We start from the raw sequence: 21,833 nt of genomic DNA on the forward strand, positions 1-21,833 counted from the left end.
GTGAACGGGGCCGGTCCATGACGGGCCGGCCCCGCTTATACCGACTACAGGTTCAGGCGTGGCAGGTAGCCGCCAGGGATGATGCCGAAGACCGACAGCACGACCATGATCAGCAGGATGACGAACAGCACGCGGACGATGGTGCCGATTGGCGCCGGCAGCGGCAGCAGGGTGACCAGCCACCAGATGAGTCCGAGGATGACCAGGTAGACGATGAGGTTGACGATAAGATCCATGATGTTTCCTTTATTGTTCTAGAGCGATAGGTGTCAAAAAGACAATCCAGAATAACCCGACTCGGGCGACCCGACTGTACGGTGGAGCACATATCTGCTCAGCAATCTCCGCCCTGGTCCAGTACGATGACGTTTATTCACAATTTACCGAAATAGGAGATGCCATGATCCAGACTGGACGCAGGACCCTGATGTATGTCGCCGCCGCGTGCGCGGCAATGGCGAGCGCAAGCGCGCTGGCCCAACTGGTGGCGAGCGAGGCGCCGCCTTCCGTCAAAGGATGGCGTGCGGTCCCGGTGGCCGGCGGCGTGGACCAGCCATGGGGCATGGCGTGGCTGCCGAACGGCAAGCTGCTGGTGACCAGCAAGAAGGGCACTTTGCACGTGCTCAACGGTACGCGCTTCGACACCGTGGCGCTGGAAGGCATGCCGGAGGTGTTCACCGGTGGCCAGGGCGGCTTGCTCGACATTTCGGTGCACCCGGCCGACAAGGCCAATCCGCGTATCTACATGACCTTGGCGACGGGCACCAGCGAGGCCAACCGTACCACCCTGGTGCAAGGTGTTTTCGACGGCAAGAAGGTTCACTCGATCAAGAAGATTTTCCAGGTCCAACCGGACAAGAGCGGCGGCCAGCACTTCGGCTCGCGCTTGCTGTGGATGGCCGACGGCACATTGCTGATGAGCATCGGCGACGGCGGCAACCCGCCGCAGCGCATCGGCGCGATGCTGGCGCGCGAACAGGCGCAAAACCTGGGCAGCCACCAGGGCGCGATCCTGCGCCTGACCGACCAGGGCAAGGCGGCGCCGGGCAATCCGCTGGCGGCCAAGCCGGGCGCGCTGCCGGAAATCTGGAGCTACGGCCACCGCAACATCCAGGCGATGGTGCGCGACACGGCGGGACGGGTGTGGGCCACGGAACATGGTCCGCGCGGCGGCGATGAGCTCAACCTGATCGACGGCGGCGCCAACTACGGCTGGCCGCTGCAGAGCTATGGCGCCGATTACCGCACTGCCGAGCCGGTGGGCGTCAAGGTGGTGCCGGGCATGACCGGACCGAAAGTGGCGTGGGTGCCGTCGCCTGGCCCATCCGGTCTGGCGTACTACACCGGCAAGCATTTCCCGCAGTGGCGCGGCAGCCTGTTCAGCGGCGGTCTGGCGGCGCTCGATGTGCGCCGCGTGATCCTCGACAAGGCCGGCAATGTGACCGGGCAGGAACGCCTGGACATCGGCAAGCGCGTGCGCGATGTGAAGCAGGGGCCCGACGGGTATTTGTACCTGATCACCGATGCGGCGGATGGGCAACTGCTGCGGATCGAGCCGGCCAAGTAAGCATCATCGGGGCAAGGCGAGGCACGCGGACACGGCCAAGGCCCGCGTGCGCCGATCGGTAGCCGTGTGCCTCATTCCACCTGCACCTGCCGCACAGCGCGGGCGTGGCCCCTGAAGGCGCGGCCGTAGACGGTCTGAATGCCGCTGGCGAAATTCTGTCCCCACACCAGGTGGGGATGGCCGGCCTGCGGCTCGCGCGACCAGTACCATTCGCGCTCGAATTGTTCCTTGAGGTTCGCGAACAGCAAGGAGAGCTCGCGCCGCGACGGTAGCTCTCCACCCAACTCCTGTGCCCAGGTCGCTGCCGAAGTCCACCCGGCCTGGGCCACTTCGCCTGCCAGCAGGATCAGGTAATAGTCGGGCGCGCCATCCTTTCCCAAAATAATTCCCGCGTAATGCTCGCCCTCGCCAAGCGTGTCTCGGATGTTTCTGCTGTCGCTCATGTAGGGCTCTCCACGCGTGATTGGTCCTAGCACTCAGACAACTGCGGAGCTCAGTAGTTGCACCTATTTGTTCATTTTCTACCGGGAATTTATCTTTAATTCTTTGATACTTGCGAGAAATTTTTCCTAGAATCCGTTGAACTTAGGCAGTTTCCTACCCTCAAAGTTACTCATTTCTTTTTAAAGGTAGGAACAATTTGATGATCAAGCTCACCACTATCGCCTCGGACCTTCGTACCAATGCAATGCTGTGCAGCAGCGCGGTCGCCTTACTGGCCGCCACCGCCTCCGTTTTCGTGCCGGCTACCGCCAGCGCCCAGACCGCCGACGCATTCCAGGTTCTTGGCTACAACGGTGAAGCGGCAGGCAATGTCTCCGCAACCGATACTGAAGTGACGCCGGCAGCGACCACTGGCAGCCGCCGCGGCAAGCGCCCCGCGCCGGCAAGCCCGCCGGCCCCATCCCCAGCCGAACCGATCGTGACTCCCGCAACCGCCTACAACTACTACGTGTCGCCGAACGGCAACGACAGCGCAGACGGCAGCAAGGCGGCGCCGTTCCGCACGCTGGCGCGCGCGGTCAAGGCCGTGCGTCCGAGCAGCACCGTGTGGGTTGCACCGGGAACCTACTCGGGCGGGTTCCGCAACACCGTCTCGGGCACCTCGAACGGCCGCATCTATTTCGTGTCGACCACCAAGTGGGGCGCCAAGATCGTGCCGCCGGCCAGCTCGAGCGGCGATGTGGCGTTCGACAACCGCGGCAGCTATGTCGACATCATCGGCTTCCAGGTCGACGGCAGCAACTCGCAGTCGGGCACCAAATGGCGCTACGGCATCTACAACGGCGGCTCCTACGATTCGATCCGTGAAAACTATGTCCACCACATTGCCAAGGACATCCCTTGCACCAGCGGCGGCGGTTCGGCCATCGGCGCCGACAGCTACTACAAGGGCGTGAAGGCGGAAATCATTTCCAACGTCGTGCACGACATCGGCCCTGCCGGCTGCCACTTTGTCCAGGGTATCTACATGAGCACCTCGGGCATCATCAAGAACAATGCCGTCTACCGCGTCGCCGAAGCGGCGATCCACCTGTGGCACGATGCTAACGATGTGATCATCACCAACAACACCGTGACCTCGTCGGGCACCGGCATCATCGTCGGCGGCGGCGATTACTACTTCACCACCGCGGGCGCGAACAACGTTCACGTGTACAGCAACATCGTGTACGACAACAAGTACGGCATCTCGGAGCAGGGCCGCACCGGCACCAGTAACACTTACCGTAACAACCTGGTGTACCAGAACACCTACCCATGGACCCTGAAGAATGGCCTGAAGCACTACAACACCGTGGCGGCCGTACCGGGATTCACCGCGTACAGCCGCACCGGCACGCAGAACCTGAAGATCACGTCGGGCTCGGCGGCGGTCGGCAAGGGTAGCTCGACCTACGCGCACCCGACCGACATCGTCGGCCGTCCGCGTAACAGCAGCACTGGTTTCGATATCGGCGCTTACCAGCATTAATCAGTCCAGCTGAACAGACCGGCGGGAGCCCGCACAGGCTCCCGCCGGTTTTTTTGCGGTTTTGATACTCCCGGAAAATTTCTTTGAGCAAAAGTTGAACTATGGCAGTTTCCGCGCGTCAAACGTTTCGTATCAGTAGCAAATGTCAGCAGTTTCGACCCGATCGCAGTGCAACTTTCTTACCAAGGCAGGACGCTTCAATGACCACTCGCAACAAATTCGCAACCCAGATCCGCAACAAGGCCTTGCTCGCAACCGGCGCCGTCGCCTTGATGGCTGCCGCAGGCATCGCGCAAGCGGCGACCCCGGCCACGACCTACAACCTTTACGTTTCGCCAACCGGCAATGACAGCGCGTCCGGCAGCAAGGCTGCGCCTTTCCGCACCATCGCCCGCGCGATCAAGTCGCTGCGTCCTAGCACCACCGTGTGGGTTGCCCCAGGGACGTATACCGGCGGCTTCCGCAATACCGTATCGGGTACCGCGAGCGGCCGCATCTATTTCGTGTCGACCGTGAAGTGGGGCGCGAAGATCGTGCCGGCAACGACTTCGCCGAACGATGTCGCCTGGGATAACCGCGGCAGCTATGTCGATATCATCGGCTTCGAAGTGAACGGCAGCGGCTACAAGTACGGCACCAAATGGCGCTACGGCATCTACAACGGCGGCTCCTACGATTCGATTCGCGAGAACTACGTCCACCACATCGCCAAGAATATTTCGTGCACCAGCGGCGGCGGTTCGGCCATCGGCGCCGACAGCTACTACAAGGGCGTGAAGGCGGAAATCATTTCCAACGTCGTGCACGACATCGGCCCTGCCGGCTGCCACTTTGTCCAGGGTATCTACATGAGCACCTCGGGCGTCATCAAGAACAATGCCGTCTACCGCGTTGCCGAAGCGGCGATCCACCTGTGGCACGACGCGAACAACGTGATCATCACCAACAACACCGTGACCTCGTCGGGCACCGGCATCATCGTCGGCGGCGGCGATTACTACTTCACCACGGCTGGCGCCAACTACGTGCACGTGTACAACAACATCGTGTACGACAACAAGTACGGCATCTCGGAGCAGGGCCGCACCGGCACCAGCAACACTTACCGTAACAACCTGGTGTACCAGAACACCTACCCGTGGACACTGAAGAACGGCCTGAAGCACTACAACACCGTGGCCACCGTACCGGGATTCACCGCGTACAGCCGCACCGGCACGCAGAACCTGAAGATCACGTCGAGCTCGGCGGCGGTCGGCAAGGGTACCTCGACCTACGCGCACCCGACCGACATCGTCGGCCGCCCGCGTAATAGCAGCACCGGTTTCGACATCGGCGCCTACCAGCACTAAGCAAGGCAGCGCAAGCGAAGGCAGTCCGCCAGGACTGCCTTTTCTTTCGCCGTTTGTGTCACCGAAGGTAAGAGTTTATTGGCGTCAGTTTTCTGCAATCAAGGTGTTGCCCGATCCCCCGGGATCAACAGACAGTCTGCTCTTTATTAAAGTTCCCATGCGTTCCCGCCAAGCGATTGATCTCCGATAAAGGAAGTCAATTGCACCGCCAGGCCGCATGGTTCAGGCGGCTCATTGATGGGTACTCTGGATTCGGCTCATCGAAAAAACGGAGACATCATCATGAAGCACCTGATTCGTGCCTGTGCCATTGCCGGGCTTGCCTTGCTGTCGCAACCCGCCGCCGCTGCCGTCTTTTTTGCCGCACATCCTGACGATGTGGTGCTGTTCATGGGCCAGAACGCCTTTCGCGATATCCGCGGCGGCCACCCCACGGTCATCGTCATCCTGACCGCCGGCGACGCTGGCAACGCGGCCTTGCCGAACGCGCTAGGAACCGAGGGCAATTTCGATCACAACCAGCAAGGAAAGCCGTACTACCGGGTGCGCCACGATGCGCATAACGCCGCGCTTGCGTACTGGGTCAGCGCGGGCGCGCCGCCGGCCGCGGTCAAGACAGCCGAACGGTTCAGTGCCCAGATTCCAGCCGTGGAAAAAACCTTGATTGGCAACGTCATTGTCTACAACCTGAACCTGCCAGATGGCAAGTTGTCGCAGCTCCTGCCGGGAGGAGTTGCCACTGCGCTGGCGGATATTACCGGCCGCAACCGGTACACGGGGGCGACGCTGAAGGAGACCGTGAGGCAGATCGTGGTCCGCCACCATCGCGGCCGGCGCCTGGTGATCGTCAATCTTCCGGAGCATGATCCAGGATTTGCCGAAATGGGATACAACGAGCGGTTGATGCCTGATGAACATGGCAACCTGCTCAAAAAAACACGTATCGACCTGCTGCACCCTGACCATCCCGACCACACCGCGGTGGGACGGTTCGTCATCACGGCCCTCGGCGAACAGCCGGCGATGCGCTGCGTCTACCGCGCCGTCTACCTGGGCTACGCGGTTCAGAATCTGCCCGCGGTGATGACCCCGTTCGAGCTCTTCAGCCAGGAGATCGCCGTCTTCCACAGGATGAATGGCGTGTTGATTCATCAGGGAAATGTGATCCGTCAGCTTGGCGCAAACCAGCCGCTGGCGGGGCAGGACGATCCCTTTCACCGTAGCTTTTTAGGCAAGCAGCAATGGCGCGACGCGGGAGGGGGCAGCGTGTGCGCATTTCCCTGACCGGCCTTAGCGTATCACTTTCGACACAGTGCGCAACGGTCCTTGGCTTTTATGCTGACATGCAGCATTATTTCAATCATGGCGAGTTGCCGCAACGAAATTCGAGTGTGCTTAAAGGGACGTCATGAAGCTGGTCAACCTGAAAATCTCAATCCGCATTTACCTGTTGGGAAGCCTGTTTTTCTGCGCGATGCTGGCCATCGGGGCGGTGAGCTGGAATGGCCTGCACACGCTGGGCAACCAGAGTGCCGAAGGGCTCGCGCGCCAGGTGCGCATCGGGCAGGCCATCAACGCGGCGCGTGCCGCTCAGGTCGATTTCAAGATCCAGGTGCAGGAATGGAAAAACATTCTGCTGCGCGGCGGCGATCCGGCGCAGTTCGCCAAATACCGGGACGCCTTCCAGCAACAGTCGGCCGCCACCCGCGCCAAGCTCGACAAGGTCGGCGTATTGCTGGCCGAGCTCAACTTGACCACGCCGCTGCTGGCCGAAGCCACCGCGGCCCATGACAAGCTGCTCAAGGACTACATGGGTGCGCTGGCCCAGTACGATCCCGCCAATCCGGAAGCGCACAAGATTGTCGATGCGCTGGTCAAGGGAATGGACCGCGCGCCAACCAAGAAAATCGATGACATCGTCAGCTACATCAATGCCGAGTCGGTGACGATGACGGCGGCGGTCACGGCGCGGCAAACTGCTGTCGAAGCGAGCTCGCTGCGCTGGCTGGGCGTGGCCATCGCCGTCGCGCTCGCATCCGGTATCGTGCTGATGGTCTGGCTCGGCCGCAGCATCACGCGCCCGCTGGACGACGCCGTCGCCATTGCGCGCACCGTGGCATCCGGCGACCTGACGCAGCAGATCACGGTGGCGAGCACCGACGAGGTCGGCATCTTGTTGCAGGCGTTGCAGGACATGCAGGGCAACCTGTCGACGCTGGTCGACAAAGTGCGCTATGGAACCGATGCGATCGCGGTTGCCTCGACCGAGATCGCGCATGGCAACCAGGACCTGGCGTCGCGGACCGAGCAGCAAGCAGGATCGCTGGAAGAGACAGCGTCGGCGATGGAAGAACTCACCAGCGCGGTGCGCCAGAACGGCCACAGCGCCGACGAAGCGAGCAAGCTGGCCAGCACCGCCTCCGAAGTTGCCGTGCGCGGAGGCGCCGTGGTGGCGCGGGTGGTGGAAACCATGGGTTCGATCAACGATTCCTCGCGCCGGATTGTCGACATTATCTCGGTCATCGACGGTATCGCGTTCCAGACCAACATCCTCGCACTGAACGCCGCGGTGGAAGCGGCCCGGGCAGGCGAGCAGGGCCGCGGGTTCGCCGTGGTCGCCAGCGAGGTGCGCAATCTGGCGCAGCGCTCGGCGGCAGCGGCAAAAGAGATCAAGGCCTTGATCGGCGACTCGGTTGCCAAGGTGGACGAGGGCAGCAGATTGGTCGGCGATGCAGGCGCCACCATGGACGATGTCGTGGCCAGCGTGCAGCGCGTCACCGTGATGATTTCCGATATCGCCGTCATCAGCGCCGAGCAGAACGAAGGTATCAGCCAGGTCAACCAGGCAATCGCGCAGATGGACGGCGCCACCCAGCAGAATGCCGCGCTGGTGGAAGAAGCCGCTGCGGCGGCCGAATCGCTGCGCCGCCAGGCGGAGGAGCTGACCCGAGCGGTCAGTGTATTCAAGACCGCCGAGCAGGGGCCGGCGGGCGCGCGCGGCGCCACGCCGGCGCACATCCGGGGCCCGGCTGCGTTGCTGGCCGCCTGAGCGCGGACCGGGCCGGCCGATGCCCCGCGCGCCGGCCAGCCATCGCGATGCTGATCGGCGGCGCCTGCGCCACCGGCAAGTCTGTTATGCGGCGTCCGCCACGCGAGGCAGGATGACCTCGAACGTGCTGCCATGCCCAAGCCCGGCGCTGCTGGCGGTGACGCTGCCTTTGTGAATCTCGACCAGGCTCTTGACCAGCGCGAGTCCCAGTCCGAGGCCGCCGCTGGGTCCGTGCGACGAGCTTTCCGCCTGTACATACAGGTCGAACAGGGTGGCGATCGATTCGGGAACCAGGCCGATGCCGTTGTCGGTCACCGTCAGCGCCACGCTGTTGCCGCGCACGTCCAGCGCCAGGCGGATGACGCCCTCGGCCAGTGTGTAGCGCACCGCATTGCCAAGCAGGTTCGAGACCACCTGCAGCATCCTGGTTCGGTCACCATGCACGATGCAAGGCGTGTCGCTGACCGAGATCGTGACCTGGTGGCGCTTGGCGGCCATCGCCGGTCCGACCTGTTCGACCGCCGCGGCGACGACGTCGCGCAGGTCGATCGGCGACTTGTCGATCGACACCAGCCCGCGGCTGATGCGCGAGACGTCGAGCAGGTCTTCCACCAGCTGGCTCATGTGGCCGGCCTGGCGGCCGATCAGCTGGCTCATGCGTTCGGTTTGCTCGGCCGAGTAGGGCGGTCGCTTCAGGATGTCGACTGCCATCGTGGTGGCCGACAGCGGCCCGCGCAGCTCGTGGCTCAGCATCGACAGGAACTCGTCCTTCCTGCGGTCGGCGGAGAGCAGCGACTCGGCTTTCTGTTTCAGGCGGCCGTTGAGGATGACGACTTCGTCATTCCTTTCGCTCAGTTGGCGCGACAGTTCCAGCAGCTCCTCCTGCTTCTCCTGCAATGCCGACAAGGCATCGGCCAGTTCCTTGTTCTGGTAGGTCGCTTCGGACAGGGCGACATTGCTCGGCAAGGAGCTGAACTGGGAGACGGCGGCGCTCAGCTCGGCCAAGCCCAGCGGCGCGTCGCGCTGCGGCAGAAACTTGGTGAGGATGATGTTGCTGCCGCAGCCGTTGCCGCTGGCACGGGAATCGCAGCGGTCCATGAAGCGCCGCGCGGCGTGCATGCCATTACTGTTGTTGAGCCGTTGATCGGCGTGGCCTCCCAGCAGTTGCTGCAGGTCGACCTCGGCCGGGCCGGTATCTTCAATGACGATCAGCAGGGCCTGGCCCATGCCGGTACTGCTCAGCGAAAAACTCACTTGTCCGGCGGCCGCGACCCCAAAGACGTCGCGCGCCAGCTCTGACACCGCAGTGCCGATCCGCGCCTGGTCTTGTGCAACGAAGCCGCAGATCTCCGCAATTTGCCGGGCGCGCTGGCGCGAGGCGATAACGTCCAGTTCCGAACGCACGGCGATGGCGAGAATGAGGTGGGCGGTGTTGGCGAGCTGCGCGGACAAGGAGTGAACCAATCATGGAAAAGTAGGCATTATCCTACAGTTGCCCTGCGCCCACTCCTACTGTTACATTATTTCGACCTGTACGGCCATCATCCTAGCGGATTGACGACAAATGCCGGCATCGCGCTGCTTTCGCGGGCGCTCTCGAGGAACTTGTCGGCCGTGATCAACGCTTCGTTGATCGTGACGTCCATGTCCAGGTAGCGATAGGTGCCGAGGCGCCCGACGAAGGTGACGTTGGTTTCCTCGCGCGCCAGGTTGATGTAGCGTTCCAGCTGTTCCTTGTCGCGCGCCATCCGGATTGGATAGTACGGGATGTCCTTCTCTTCGCACTGGCGGCTGTATTCCTTGTACAGGATGGTCTTTTCGTGGGTTTCCCAGGGCGAGAAGTGCTTGTGCTCGGTGATGCGGGTGTACGGCTCGGCGTTGTCGCAGTAGTTAATGACGGCGTTGCCCTGGTAGTCGCCGGTGTCGCGGAACACTTCGAAGTCCAGCGTACGGTAGGGCAGGCGGCCCTCGGCATGCTTGAACCAGGCGTCGATCGGGCCGCTGTAGAACACGTGCGCGTAGTCGCCCTTGAGCGCCGGGTCAAATGGCGTGCTCAGGTGAACGGTGACGCCCGGCACCCGCAGGATCTTGTCGACCAGTGCCGTGTAGCCGTCGGCGGGCATGCCCTGGTACTTGTGGTTGAAGTAGTTGTCGTCGTAATTGAAGCGCACCGGCAAGCGCTTCAGGATGCTGGCCGGCAGCTCGCTTGGATGCAGGCCCCATTGCTTGACGGTATAGGTCTTGAAGAACGCTTCATACAGGTCCTTGCCGACGAAGCGCAGCGCCTGCTCTTCGAAGGTGGTTGGATTCTCGATCGACTTGTCGCCCAGCTCGGCCAGGAAAGCCTGTGCCTCGGCGGGCCGGAAGGTTTTGTTGAAGAACTGGTTGATCGTCAACAGGTTGATCGGCAAGGTAAACACCTTGCCGTTGGTGATCGCCTTGACGCGGTTCACGTATGGCTTGAACTCGCTGTAGCGGTTGACGAATTCCCAGGCCCGCTCATTATCGGTGTGGAAAATGTGCGGCCCGTAGACATGCAGCATCACCCCGGTGTCGGCGTCGCGCTCGGAGTGGCAATTGCCGGCCACGTGAGGGCGGGTCTCGAAGACGTCGACGGTGTAGCCAGCCTGTGCAAGCTGGTTTGCAATGACTGCGCCGGAAAATCCGGCGCCAACGATCGCGATGTTCTTTTTCATGTATCTGCCTGGTTGATTAAGTATTGTTGCCGGCCGCACGCGCTCTGCGCGGCGATATCGTTGCCCTGCGAAGCTCGCCGCTATTGACGACCCGCTGGATGACCGCACGCGGAATCGCGCGATGGGCCAGAAAGGCCGCCGCGCTGCGGGTGCCGTACGTCTCGCGCCAGGCAATGCCTTCATTGACAACGGTCGCGGTTGCTAAGTTCGTGCGCTGGTCCAGGTAAGCCATACAATGCGGTCAAAAACCCTATGGTTACAGTTTGTTACGGGCGTCACTGTGCTGTACCGCACATTAAAATGTGAAATACACAATATTCTGTTGAAACTTATTTTGCGATCCGAGGTCGCAGGCAGGATCAGGTGGCGGCCGCCAGCGCGCGCAGCCGGTCAAGCTCCGCCCGCGGGATGGGAATGCCATCGCGCTCGGACATGGCGCGCTGAATATAGCGGCGTTCGCCAGGCTGGCGCTCCTGGCCAGCTTGCTTCATTGCCTCGACCAGGGTTTCGATGCGCAAGGCGAAGTTGTTTCCGTTTTGCAAGGATGGATCAATCACGATCAACAGCTGGCCGGTGCGTGGCGTTTGCGCGCCGGGATGGCCGGACCAGTCGAACCCGAACGAAAAATTGCCGCCGGTGAGTGCGGCGGCCAGGATTTCCACCATCATCGCCAGCGCCGACCCCTTGTGTCCGCCAAATGTGCACAGCGCGCCGCCGTCGAGCAGCTCGGCCGGCGCAGTGGTCGGCTGGCCGTGGCGGTCGACGCCTACGCCGTCGGGCAGGAGGCGGCCCTCGCGCGCCGCGATTTGTACATCGCCATGGGCCATGGCGCTGGTGGCCAGGTCGAACACCAGCGGATCGGCGCCCGCTCGCGGCGCCGCGAACGCGATCGGATTGGTGCCGAACAGCGCCTGACGGGCGCCGTGCGGCACCACGCAGGCCATGCTGTTGACGAAGGCGAGGGCGACCAGGCCGTCGCGCGCGAACGGCTCGACATCTGGCCACAAGGCCGAAAAATGGTGTGAATTATGGATTGCCAGCAATGCGATGCCATTCGCGCGGGCCTTGTCCACGGCCAGGGCGCGGCCCGCCGCCAGCGCCGGCTGGGCAAAGCCGTTCCTCGCATCGACGCTGACGAAGCCTGGCGCGGCATCGGTGACCAGCGGGACGGCGGCGGCGTCGACCCAGCCGCTGGCCATCGTCGCCAGGTATCCGGGTATGCGGAAGGTGCCGTGCGATTCGGCGCCGTCGCGCTGCACGCTGGCGCAGTTGTCGGCCAGGATGGCGGCGACCTGCGGCGAAGCGCCGTGACGGGCCAGGATGCTGGCCAGCAGGCCGCGCAGGTCGTCGAACGAGATATGGCTGAGGTCGTGATTTGGACTAGGCATGGCGGATGGCTGCAAGGTGGGGCGCCGGCCGGGGCCGGCGCGTTGCGGGAGGCACAGGCATTCTAACGCAGCGCCGCGCCGCCGCACGCAGCTACAGCGCCCGCGCCACCTCGCGCACCACCACGCTGACGCCATCGCGGACTTCGGCGGCTGGATACACGATCACCCTGGCTCCCTGTTTTAACCCGGCCAGCACGCAGGCTTCGCGCTCGTTGCGGGCGCCCAGCCGCACCGGCCTGAGCTGTGCCCGCCCGCCCTCGATGGCATACACCGCCATGGCGCCATCCGTGCCGGCCTCGGCGGCTGCGCCAGGCACGGGAAACACAGCGCTGACCGGAACCTTCAGCACATTGTCGATGCTCAGCGTCACGATGCGCACATTCACGCGGTAGCCAACGCCCAGTGCGGCGGCCGCCTCGGGTGGGTCGAGGATATCGATCACCACCCTGACCCGCTGCTCCTCGACCCCCAGCGCCGAGATTTTGGTGAATGCGGCCGGCTCGACTTTGCTGACGCGCCCCTTCAGCACCGGGCCTCCCCAGCGATCGATGCGCACCTCGCTGCCTGGACGTGCCGCCAGGGCGTCGGCGGTCAGCAGCTCGGCGACGACGTCGAGCTTGCGCAGGTCGCCAAGTTCCAGCAGCGGCGCCCCCAGGGCCACCACGGCTTCGCTGGTCTGGACGACACGCAGTACCTGCCCGTCAATGGGCGAGCGCAACGGGAAGCTGGCCGCATTGCGCGCCGGCCCGGCGCTGGCCTCGAGCGCGGCGCGCGCCTGCTCGACGTCGTGCAGGGCGATCTGGCGCTGGGCGAGGGCGGCTTCGTATTCTTTTTTTGCCGCAAGGGCCGCTATCTGATCGCTTTCCAGGCGGCTTGGCGCGACGAAGCCTTCGCGGGCCAGCTGTTCGCTGCGCGCGGCGTCATCGGCGGCGCGGCGGCTGGCAAGCCCGGCCCGCGCGAGCGCCGCGCTCGCCGCACGCACCTGGGCCTGGGCCGCGGCCACGCGTGCCTGCTGTTCGCGCCGCGCGCGCGCATCGAGCAGCGGCGCGTAGGCCGGCTGCATCGAGGCGACCACCGATCCGGCGGCCACCTGGTCGCCCTCGCGCAGGGTGATGCGCCGCACCAGGCCGGACAGCGGCGCCGACACCAGGTACTGGTCGGGCAGGCGCGTCTTGCCGTCTTCTTCTATCGCGGTCTCGAAATGCCCGACGCTGACCGTGGCCGCCTCGACCTGTATCGGACGCGGCGCGAACGCCCATGCGAGCGCGGCCACCAGTACGGCGGCGGCGCCTGCCGCGTAGAGCCATCGGCGCGCCGGCATGTCATTCCCGGGTCTTGAGTACTTCGACCAGATTGAGGCGGTCGATATGCCGCCGTACCACGAAGGCGCTGGCGGCGCCCGCGATCAGCACGCTCAGCGCGGCGAAGGCGTAGGTGCGCGTGCCGATCACGACCGGAAAGTGCAACTGGTCGGACTTCATCAGTTCGGCAATCAGCCCGACCAGCCCGCGCCCCAGCAACATCCCGGCCGGCAGGGCGACCGCGATGACGATCGCCATTTCGCCCAGCAGCATGGCCGACACCTCGGCGCGGGTAAAACCGAGCACGCGCAGGCTGGCCAGCTCCCAGGCCCGTTCGGACAGGGCGATGCGGGCGTTGTTGTAGACCACGCCCACGGCGATCACGCTGGCAAAGGTGGTCAGGATCGCACTCATGATGCGCACGTGGCGAGCGGTGATCTCTTCCATGTTGCGCAGCATGGTCGACTTGCTCCAGGCGCCCGCGATGCGCGGCAACTCCTTGCTCGCTTCCAGCACCTGGTCCTCCCGGCCGGGCGTCACCGCCAGCACGAAGCCTGTGCTGAGGTCGCCCTCCGACAGCAGGCGGTTCAATGCCTCCCTGTCCATGTAGGCATTGAGCCCGAACATTTCGTCGACGGTCGCCTGCAGCGGCACCAGCAAGGTGCGGCGGCGTCCTTCCAGTACCTCGATGCGCACCATGTCGCCTGGCCGCAGGCCGAGCTTGTCGGCCAGGCGGTCGGTCAGGACCAGGCCGCGTCCGGCAAGCAGGGTCTCGTGCTGGCGCATGTCGATCACCCGGTACAGCTCGGCCCTGCCGGCATAGCCGCGCAGGATGGTGCGCTCGCTGCGTTGCGCGTTGCCGACGCTGACATTGACGAACCTGAGCGATTCGACGTGGCGCACGCCGGCAAGCCGCAGCAAGTCGTGGCGCACGCTGTCGTCGACCGGGTCGGTGGTCCACATCGTCACTTCGCCGCGCAACCCGAGGGTGAACTGGTTGTCGATCACGACGTCGATGGCGTCGCGGAAGAAGTTGCCCATGATGACAATCGCCACCGCTGCCGCCACGCCCGCGGTGGCCAGGACGGTGCGCGCGGGGCGGCGTTCCATGTTGCGCAGTATCATCCGCAACGCGGTCCCGACCCGCGTGATGCCGATCCGCTCGAGCAGGGTGCGGCGGAACTGGGCCGGCGCCGGCGGCCGCATCGCCTCGGCTGGCGCCAGCCGCGCCGTGGCCGCGATCGCATGCAGGGTGCCGATGGCGGCGGTCAGCACGGTAATGGCCGCGCCAAGCAGCAACAGCGACGGCGCCAGCCGATGCGCGAAGGTCGGGAAATGGAAGGTCTCCGCATACAGGCGCGTGAGCAGGTAGCCCAGTTCCTTGCCGATCAAGCTGCCGATGAGCAGGCCGGCCGCAATGATCAGCATCACCAGTTTCAGGTAATGCGCGGCAATGGCCGCGTTGGCATAGCCAAGGGCCTTGAGGGTGGCGATCTGCTCGCGCTGGGTCGCGACCAGGCGCGCCACCACGACGTTGAGCAGGAAGGCGGCGACGCCGAGGAAGATTGCCGGCAGCAAGGTGCCCATCACGCGCTGCTGCTTGATCTCGTTGTCGAGCATGGAATGCGACAGCTGGTCGGCGCGCGCGATCACCTCGCGACCGCCGTACGGTTCCACCAGCGCGGTGATGGCGGCGATGGCCGCCGCCGGCAACGCGCCAGGGGCCAGCTTGAAGGCGGCGCGGTTGAAGGCGCCCTCCATGTTGTACGCCGCCGCCAGCACGTCGCGCTCGACCCAGAAGATGCCAAAGCCGCGCGCGTCGGGCATGCCCCACAGGCCGGCAAAAATGAACTCGGGCGACAGCGCGATCCCGACCACGACGAGGCTGCGCTGCTTGCCGTTGATCAGGGCGCGTAGCCGCGAACCGGGCTTGAGCGCGCGGGCCTGGGCGAAGGCTTCCGACACCAGCGTTTCGATCTCGGCATCGGCGCGCACATCGAGCCGCCCGCTGAGCTGCCTGCCGGCCGACAGCGTCACCAGGTTCATGCGCTGCGGCGCGCGCGGGTCGAGCCCGATCAGCTGTCCGATGATGGGGTCGGGCAGACCCGGGATGTCGACCCGGACCACTTGCTCGATCGTGGTCTGCACATCGGCCACGCCGGGCGCGTCGCGCAAGCGCGCGGCAAGCGCCAGCGGGGCGTTCTTGACGCCGGCGAACAGGTCGGCGAAGCGGCCCTCGGCGTAGAACTGGTCGCGCGCGCGCTCGAGCGAGTCGACCGCCGACAGGCTGGTCAGGAAGCCGCCGAGACCGCTGGCAACGACCAGCGCGATGGTCAGCGCCTGGCTCCAGATGCGCACCAGGTCCCGGGCCAGCTTGCGGTCCAGCATTTTCATGGCCGCGCCCGCCCGCCTACCATGCCAGCTCCGCCGGCGTGAGCTTGCGGGCATTGACCTCGATGCCCTGGATGCGGCCGTCGCCCAGCCTGACCACGCGGTCGGCCATGCCGGCGATTGCGGCATTGTGGGTGATGACGATGGCGGTGGTGCCGAGCTCGCGGTTGATGCGCTCGATTACTTCGAGCACCAGCTTGCCGGTGGCGTAATCGAGCGCGCCGGTCGGTTCGTCGCACAGCAGCACGTCGGGCCGCTTGACGATCGCGCGCGCGATCGCGACCCGCTGTTGTTCGCCGCCCGACAACTGGGCAGGGAAGTGGCCGCTGCGCGCCGCCAGGCCCACCATGGCCACGGCCTCGGCGACGGGCATCGGATGCTCGGCGATATCGGTGACCAGCGCGACGTTTTCGAATACCGTCAGGCTGGGAATCAGGTTGTAGAATTGGAACACGAAGCCGACGTGGCGGCGCCGGTACGCCGTCAGTTGGGCTTCGTCGGCGGCGCTGAGGTCCTGGTCGCCGAAATACACCTGGCCGTCTGAAGCAGTGTCGAGTCCGCCAAGGATATTGAGCAGCGTCGATTTGCCGCTGCCCGACGCCCCCAGCAGGACGATGAATTCGCCGCGCGCCACGTCGAGGTCGACATCGCGCAGCGCGCGCACCTCGATCGCGCCGCTGCCATAGGTCTTGCCAAGGTGCCGAATACGAAACACCGGCAGGTGCGACAGGCTGTCGGCCTGCGCCGGTTCGCGCGCGCTGACGCCATTCCCGGTGCTCATGGATGTCCTGTTATGCTCTGATGTGTCGAAGTCTAGGGCCGCGCGGCGCGCCGTGACAGGCACCCCGTCAATGGCGGGGATGGAACTTATCGTGCGGTTTGCGCTCGCCATCTGGCCGAAGCTGCCGGCTTGCTCTGCGCCAGTTGCGCCGCATTGCGGCGGAACTCAAACCGCAGCGGCGAATCAATCCTGCTGTCGCTGCTAAATTACGGGAACAGGCGCATGGACCAGCTGACGCTGCAAGGCAAGAAGGGATTGGTCGTCGGCATCGCCAACGACCAGAGCATCGCGTGGGGATGCGCGCGCGCTATGCGCGACGCAGGCGCGGAACTCGCCGTGACGTGGTTTAACGACAAGGCGCGCGCCCACGTCGAGCCGCTGGCGCGGCAGCTCGGCGCCGCCATCGCGCTTCCGCTGGACGTCGAGCAAGCCGGCCAGCTCGAGCACCTGTTCGACACCCTCGCTGCGCGCTGGGGCCGCCTCGACTTCCTGCTGCACTCGATCGCGTTCGCGCCCAGGGGCGACCTGCATGGCCGCGTCGTCGACAGTTCGCGCGAGGGCTTCGCACGGGCAATGGATATCTCGTGCCACTCGTTCGCACGCATGGCGCGGCGGGCCGAGCCGTTGATGCGGCAAGGCGGCAGCCTGGTGACGATGAGCTACGTCGGCGCCGAAGAAGTGATTCCCGGCTATGGATTGATGGGGCCGGTGAAGGCGGCACTCGAAGCGAGCGTGCGCTACCTCGCGGCCGAGCTGGGGCCGGGCGGCATCCGCGTCAACGCCGTGTCGCCGGGGCCTCTGGCCACCCGCGCCGCCTCGGGGATCGCCGACTTCGATACGCTGCTGGCGCAGGCGGCCCGGCGCGCACCATTGCGGCGCCTGGTGGCGCTGGAGGAGGTCGGCGCATTGTGCGTGTTTCTCGCCAGCGATGGCGCCAGGGCGATGACCGGCAATACCATCTACGTCGACGCCGGCTACCACATCCTTGGCTGACGCTGCCCACTGCGCATCCCACACCGCCATGAGCCAGCCCAGCCACCAGGTGCGCCAGACCATCCGCAACCGCACCTTCGACGAGATTGCCATCGGCGACAGCGCGAGCATTGAACGCACCCTGACGCACGTCGACATCCAGCTGTTCGCGGTGTTGTCGGGCGACCTCAACCCGCAGCATCTCGACGCCGAGTTCGCCGCATCGACGCGCTTTCATGGCGTCATTGCGCACGGCATGTGGGGCGCGGCGCTAATCTCGGCCGTGCTCGGCACCCGGCTCCCCGGACCCGGCACGGTGTACCTGGGACAGACCCTGAAGTTCCTGGCCCCGGTGCGGGTCGGCGACACGCTGCGGATCGGCGTCACCGTGCTGGCGCGCGATGCCGCCAGCAAGCGGCTGACCCTGGACTGCCGCTGCAGCAACCAGGAAGGCGTCAGCGTGATCGAGGGCGTGGCGACGGTGCTGGCGCCGACCGAGCGGATCGAGCGGCCCAGCGCCACCTTGCCGGAAGTGCGTCTGGCCGCAGGCGGCGGGCTGCAGCGCCTGCTCGACCGGGCGCGCCCGCTGGGTCCGGTCAAGGTCGCCGTGGTCCATCCCTGCGACGCCGCCAGCCTGGCAGGTGCGCTCGAGGCGCGCGGGGCCGGCCTGGCCGAGCCGCTGCTGGTGGCGCCGCGCGCCAGGCTCGAGGACCTCGCCGCCAAGGCCGGCCTCGACCTGTCGGGGGTGCCGATCGAGGATGTGCCGCACAGCCATGCCGGCGCCGCCCGCGCAGCGGAGCTAGCCGCCGCAGGCAGGGTCGAGGCGCTGATGATGGGCAGCCTGGCAGCCGCCGAGCTGATCCGCGCGGTACTGAAGGCGAAGCCCGGATTGCGCACCGCGCGCAGGCTGAGCCACTGCTACCTGATGCAGGCGCCGGCCTATCCGCGTCCGTTCATCCTGACCGATGCCGCGATCAACATTGCCCCCGTGCTCGAGGACAAGGCCGATATCGTGCGCAACGCGCTCGACCTGGCCCATGCCGTCGGCGTGGCCGAGCCGCGCGTGGCGATCCTCGCCGCGGCCGAAACCGTGAATGCCGCCATGCCGGCCACGCTGGACGCGGCCGCGCTCTGCAAAATGGCCGAGCGCGGGCAGATTGGCGGTGCGCTGCTCGACGGCCCGCTGGCCTTCGACAGCGCCGTTTCAATCGCCGCGGCGCGCCTTGCCGGCCTGGCGTCGCCGGTGGCAGGGCACGCCGACGTCCTGGTGGTGCCCGATATGGAAAGCGGCAACATGCTGGCCCGGCAACTCGAATCCCTTGGCGACGCCAGCAGTGCCGGCATCGTGCTGGGGGCCAGGGTGCCGATCGTGCTTGCCGGCGCAGCCGAGACGCGCTCCACGCGCCTCGGGTCCTGTGCGCTCGCCCTGATGATGGCCCACCACTGCCGCGCCTGGCCGCCATGAGCATGCCGGCGACGCACCCGGCGCATCGCCAGGCCTGGCATGCGATGACAGCCGACCAGGCCCTTGCCGCCCTGCAGGCAGACAAGGCTGGCCTGAGCGCGGACGACGCGGCGCGCCGGGCAGTGCAGTTCGGGGCGAATCGCATGCCGGAAGCGGAGCGGCCGAACGTTCTGATGGTATTCCTGCGGCAATTCAACAATGCCCTGATCTACGTCCTGATCGGCTGTATCGTCATCACCGCGATGCTGCAGCACTGGCTCGACAGCGCCGTCATCGCTGCCGTGGTGAGCGTCAACGCGATCGTCGGGTTGGTCCAGGAAGGACGCACCGAGAAGGCGATGGATGCGATCCGCCAGATGCTGGCGCCGACGGCAACCGTGCTGCGCGCGGGCAGCCGCATGATGGTGTCCGGGGAAGCGCTGGTGCCTGGCGACATTGTGCTGGTCGAAGCGGGCGACAAGGTGCCGGCCGACCTGCGCGTGCTGTCGGCGCATTCGGTGTCGGTGCAGGAGGCGATCCTGACGGGCGAATCGGCCACCGTCGACAAGCAGCACGCCCCGGTGGCGGCCGATGCCGGGCTGGGCGACCAGTCCTGCATGCTGTTTTCCGGGACTATCGTCGCAACCGGGCAAGGCCATGGGCTGGTGGTGGCCACCGGCGCCGACACCCAGATCGGGCGCATCAGCGGGCTGCTCACGCAGGTCGACACGGTCAGCACGCCACTGGTCGAACAGATGGGCGTATTGTCGCGCTGGCTGACCGCCCTCATTTTAGTGATCGCCGCCTTGCTGCTGCTATATGGTTACTTCGTTGCGCGTCATCCGTTCGACAGCATGTTCATGGCGGTGGTCGGCCTGTCGGTCGCGGCCATTCCCGAGGGCTTGCCGGCGGTGCTGACGATCACGCTGGCGATCGGCGTGCAGGCGATGGCGCGACGCAACGCCATCGTGCGGCGCCTGCCCGCGATCGAGACCATCGGCTCGGTATCGGTCATCTGTACCGACAAGACCGGGACGCTGACGCGCAACGAGATGGTGGTCGCGTCGGTCCTTACCGGAGAGCACACCTTTGCACTGGACGGCGACGGCTATGCGCCGGCCGGCGTGGTGCGTCTCGACGAGGCCGATGCGAATGTCGCCGAGCACACCGTGCTTGGCCAGCTGGCGCAGGCGGCGGCATTGTGCAATGACGCCGAGCTGACGTGCCGCGATGGCAACTGGGTGGTGGAGGGCGATCCGATGGAAGGGGCGCTGCTGGCCCTGGCCGGCAAGATCGGGGTCGAGGCCGCCGAGGCGCGGCGGCTCTGGCACCGCACCGATGCGATCGCCTTCGATTCGCGCCACCGCTTCATGGCAACCCTGCATCACGATCACGCCCATCATGCGCTGGTCTATGTGAAGGGTGCTCCCGAACGCCTGCTCGGCATGTGCCGCGACCAGCGCGGGCCATCCGGCGGCACGCAAGCGCTCGACCGGACGGCATGGGAGCAGCGCGCCGAAGCCATTGCGGACAGCGGCCAGCGCGTGCTGGCCTTCGCAGTGCTGGGCGTGCCTGGCGACAAGACGGTGCTGGAACAGAGCGATCTTGAAGGCAGCCTGACATTGCTCGGCATGGCCGGGATGATCGATCCGCCTCGGCCGGAGGCCATTGCCGCGGTCCAGCAGTGCCGCGGCGCCGGTATCGGCGTCAAGATGATTACCGGAGACCACGCGCGCACGGCCGCCGCGATCGCCAGGCAGGTCGGGCTGGAACATCATGGCCTGGTGCTGACGGGCGCCGACCTCGATCGCATGGACGAGCAGGCCCTGGGCGCCGCCGTGATGGCCTGCGATGTGTTCGCGCGCACCAGCCCCGAGCACAAGTTGCGGCTGGTCATGGCGCTGCAGGCGCATGGCATGACGGTGGCGATGACGGGCGACGGCGTCAACGATGCGCCGGCCCTCAAGCGTGCCGATGTCGGCATCGCGATGGGCCGCAAGGGCAGCGCCGCGGCCAGGGAAGCGGCCAAGGTGGTGCTCGCCGACGACAACTTCGCATCGATCGTGGCGGCGGTGCGCGAAGGACGCACCGTCTACGACAACATCAAGAAAGTGATCAGCTGGACCTTGCCGACCAATGCCGGCGAGGCCGCGACGATCGTGGTGGCGCTGCTGTTCGGCATGACCATGCCGGTAACGCCAATTCAGATCCTGTGGGTCAACCTGGTCACTGCGGCAACGCTGGGCTTTGCGCTGGCCTTCGAGCCGACCGAGGAGAACACCATGCGCAGGGCGCCGCGGCGGCGTACCGAGGCGCTGATCGGCGCCACGCTGGCGTGGCATATCGTGCTGGTCGCGCTGCTGTTCCTGGCCGGGGTGTTCGGGATCTTCAGTTACGCACTGGCGCGCGGCTATCCGGTTGAGCTGGCCCGTACGATGGCGCTCAACACCCTGGTGGCGATGGAGATATTTCATCTGTTCTTTATCAGGAATATCTACGGCACGTCGCTGACCTGGAAGGCGGTGCGCGGCACCCGGGTGGTGTGGGTCACGGTCATTGTGGTGTTCCTGGCGCAACTGGCTATCACCTACCTTCCGCCGCTCCAGAACCTGTTCGGCACGCGCGCTGTGGCTCTGCTCGACGGCCTGCTGATTTTCGCCACCGGCGTGGCACTGTTCGTCATCGTGGAGATCGAAAAGCAGATCCGCCTGCGCCTGTCGCCGGCTGCCGGAGAAGTCAGGCAGGCAGGCGCGGCGGCATAAGCGCCGCGCGCTGGCGGGCCGCGGCGACGACATCAGGGCCGACCGATGGTTCCGGGCTCGCCATTGATGGCGGATCAGGCATCGGCCTGTTGTCCGCGCATAGTCGAAGCATGCTCCCCGCCGGCGGGGGAGGAGTTCGATCCGTGGGGGGCGCC

17 protein-coding genes are annotated in these 21,833 nt (G+C 65.6%); 8 read left to right on the forward strand and 9 right to left on the reverse strand.

The window, feature by feature from the left end:
* Positions 1 to 44: 44 nt before the first annotated feature.
* Positions 45 to 236, reverse strand: a complete 192-nt coding sequence (locus I4X03_RS09480) for a Thivi_2564 family membrane protein (protein WP_223467969.1) — start codon at positions 234 to 236, stop codon at positions 45 to 47.
* 164 nt (positions 237 to 400) lie between these two features.
* Here I4X03_RS09480 and I4X03_RS09485 point away from each other — a divergent pair, with 164 nt between their 5' ends.
* The gene (locus I4X03_RS09485) at positions 401 to 1,567 is read left to right on the forward strand and encodes a PQQ-dependent sugar dehydrogenase (RefSeq protein WP_223467970.1); all 1,167 of its coding nucleotides are present in this window, start codon (positions 401 to 403) and stop codon (positions 1,565 to 1,567) included.
* 71 nt (positions 1,568 to 1,638) lie between these two features.
* On the opposite strand, the gene I4X03_RS23410 is transcribed toward I4X03_RS09485, so the two are convergent.
* On the reverse strand, positions 1,639 to 2,010 hold the full coding sequence (locus tag I4X03_RS23410) for an Lcl C-terminal domain-containing protein (protein ID WP_229428123.1): 372 nt from the start codon (positions 2,008 to 2,010) through the stop codon (positions 1,639 to 1,641).
* Between the two features lie 200 nt (positions 2,011 to 2,210).
* Between I4X03_RS23410 and I4X03_RS09495 the strand changes: the two genes are divergently transcribed.
* The 4 genes from I4X03_RS09495 to I4X03_RS09510 all read left to right on the forward strand — a co-directional run bounded on the left by I4X03_RS09495 (position 2,211) and on the right by I4X03_RS09510 (position 7,943).
* A complete protein-coding gene (locus I4X03_RS09495; RefSeq protein WP_223467972.1) occupies positions 2,211 to 3,542 on the forward strand; it encodes a DUF1565 domain-containing protein in 1,332 nt (443 codons plus the stop codon).
* A 200-nt stretch (positions 3,543 to 3,742) separates the two neighbouring features.
* Complete coding sequence (locus tag I4X03_RS09500) at positions 3,743 to 4,894, forward strand: DUF1565 domain-containing protein (protein ID WP_223467973.1); 1,152 nt, start codon at positions 3,743 to 3,745, stop codon at positions 4,892 to 4,894.
* A gap of 282 nt (positions 4,895 to 5,176) precedes the next feature.
* The gene (locus I4X03_RS09505) at positions 5,177 to 6,178 is read left to right on the forward strand and encodes a PIG-L family deacetylase (RefSeq protein WP_223467974.1); all 1,002 of its coding nucleotides are present in this window, start codon (positions 5,177 to 5,179) and stop codon (positions 6,176 to 6,178) included.
* A 124-nt stretch (positions 6,179 to 6,302) separates the two neighbouring features.
* The gene (locus I4X03_RS09510) at positions 6,303 to 7,943 is read left to right on the forward strand and encodes a methyl-accepting chemotaxis protein (RefSeq protein ID WP_223467975.1); all 1,641 of its coding nucleotides are present in this window, start codon (positions 6,303 to 6,305) and stop codon (positions 7,941 to 7,943) included.
* Positions 7,944 to 8,027: 84 nt separating this feature from the next.
* Here I4X03_RS09510 and I4X03_RS09515 read toward each other — a convergent pair whose 3' ends face one another.
* The 7 genes from I4X03_RS09515 to I4X03_RS09545 all read right to left on the reverse strand — a co-directional run bounded on the left by I4X03_RS09515 (position 8,028) and on the right by I4X03_RS09545 (position 16,500).
* Positions 8,028 to 9,395 (reverse strand): ATP-binding protein, encoded by a 1,368-nt coding sequence (locus I4X03_RS09515; protein ID WP_223467976.1) that lies wholly within the window; start codon positions 9,393 to 9,395, stop codon positions 8,028 to 8,030.
* Between the two features lie 89 nt (positions 9,396 to 9,484).
* Complete coding sequence (gene glf, locus I4X03_RS09520; protein WP_223467977.1) at positions 9,485 to 10,639, reverse strand: UDP-galactopyranose mutase; 1,155 nt, start codon at positions 10,637 to 10,639, stop codon at positions 9,485 to 9,487.
* Positions 10,640 to 10,655: 16 nt separating this feature from the next.
* The gene (locus tag I4X03_RS09525; RefSeq protein ID WP_223467978.1) at positions 10,656 to 10,871 is read right to left on the reverse strand and encodes a hypothetical protein; all 216 of its coding nucleotides are present in this window, start codon (positions 10,869 to 10,871) and stop codon (positions 10,656 to 10,658) included.
* Between the two features lie 127 nt (positions 10,872 to 10,998).
* Entirely contained in the window at positions 10,999 to 12,027 is a 1,029-nt protein-coding gene (locus I4X03_RS09530) for an Ldh family oxidoreductase (RefSeq protein WP_223467979.1), read from the reverse strand.
* A gap of 91 nt (positions 12,028 to 12,118) precedes the next feature.
* Positions 12,119 to 13,348, reverse strand: a complete 1,230-nt coding sequence (locus I4X03_RS09535) for an efflux RND transporter periplasmic adaptor subunit (RefSeq protein ID WP_223467980.1) — start codon at positions 13,346 to 13,348, stop codon at positions 12,119 to 12,121.
* A 1-nt stretch (position 13,349) separates the two neighbouring features.
* Positions 13,350 to 15,722: an ABC transporter permease gene (locus I4X03_RS09540; protein ID WP_223467981.1), complete on the reverse strand. Its 2,373-nt coding sequence runs from the start codon at positions 15,720 to 15,722 to the stop codon at positions 13,350 to 13,352.
* A 16-nt stretch (positions 15,723 to 15,738) separates the two neighbouring features.
* Positions 15,739 to 16,500, reverse strand: a complete 762-nt coding sequence (locus I4X03_RS09545; RefSeq protein ID WP_223467982.1) for an ABC transporter ATP-binding protein — start codon at positions 16,498 to 16,500, stop codon at positions 15,739 to 15,741.
* A 222-nt stretch (positions 16,501 to 16,722) separates the two neighbouring features.
* On the opposite strand from I4X03_RS09545, the gene fabI reads away from it, so the two are divergent.
* From fabI to I4X03_RS09560, 3 genes are read left to right on the forward strand one after another with little or no spacing between them, the layout of a single operon-like run.
* Positions 16,723 to 17,493: an enoyl-ACP reductase FabI gene (fabI, locus tag I4X03_RS09550; RefSeq protein ID WP_223467983.1), complete on the forward strand. Its 771-nt coding sequence runs from the start codon at positions 16,723 to 16,725 to the stop codon at positions 17,491 to 17,493.
* 28 nt (positions 17,494 to 17,521) lie between these two features.
* Positions 17,522 to 18,937: a bifunctional enoyl-CoA hydratase/phosphate acetyltransferase gene (locus tag I4X03_RS09555; RefSeq protein ID WP_223467984.1), complete on the forward strand. Its 1,416-nt coding sequence runs from the start codon at positions 17,522 to 17,524 to the stop codon at positions 18,935 to 18,937.
* Positions 18,934 to 21,678, forward strand: a complete 2,745-nt coding sequence (locus I4X03_RS09560; protein WP_223467985.1) for an HAD-IC family P-type ATPase — start codon at positions 18,934 to 18,936, stop codon at positions 21,676 to 21,678. Before I4X03_RS09555 ends, I4X03_RS09560 begins: the two co-directional genes overlap by 4 nt.
* Positions 21,679 to 21,833 lie beyond the last annotated feature (155 nt).

Source organism: Massilia soli (assembly GCF_016809835.1).
Taxonomy (GTDB): domain Bacteria; phylum Pseudomonadota; class Gammaproteobacteria; order Burkholderiales; family Burkholderiaceae_D; genus Telluria_A; species Telluria_A soli.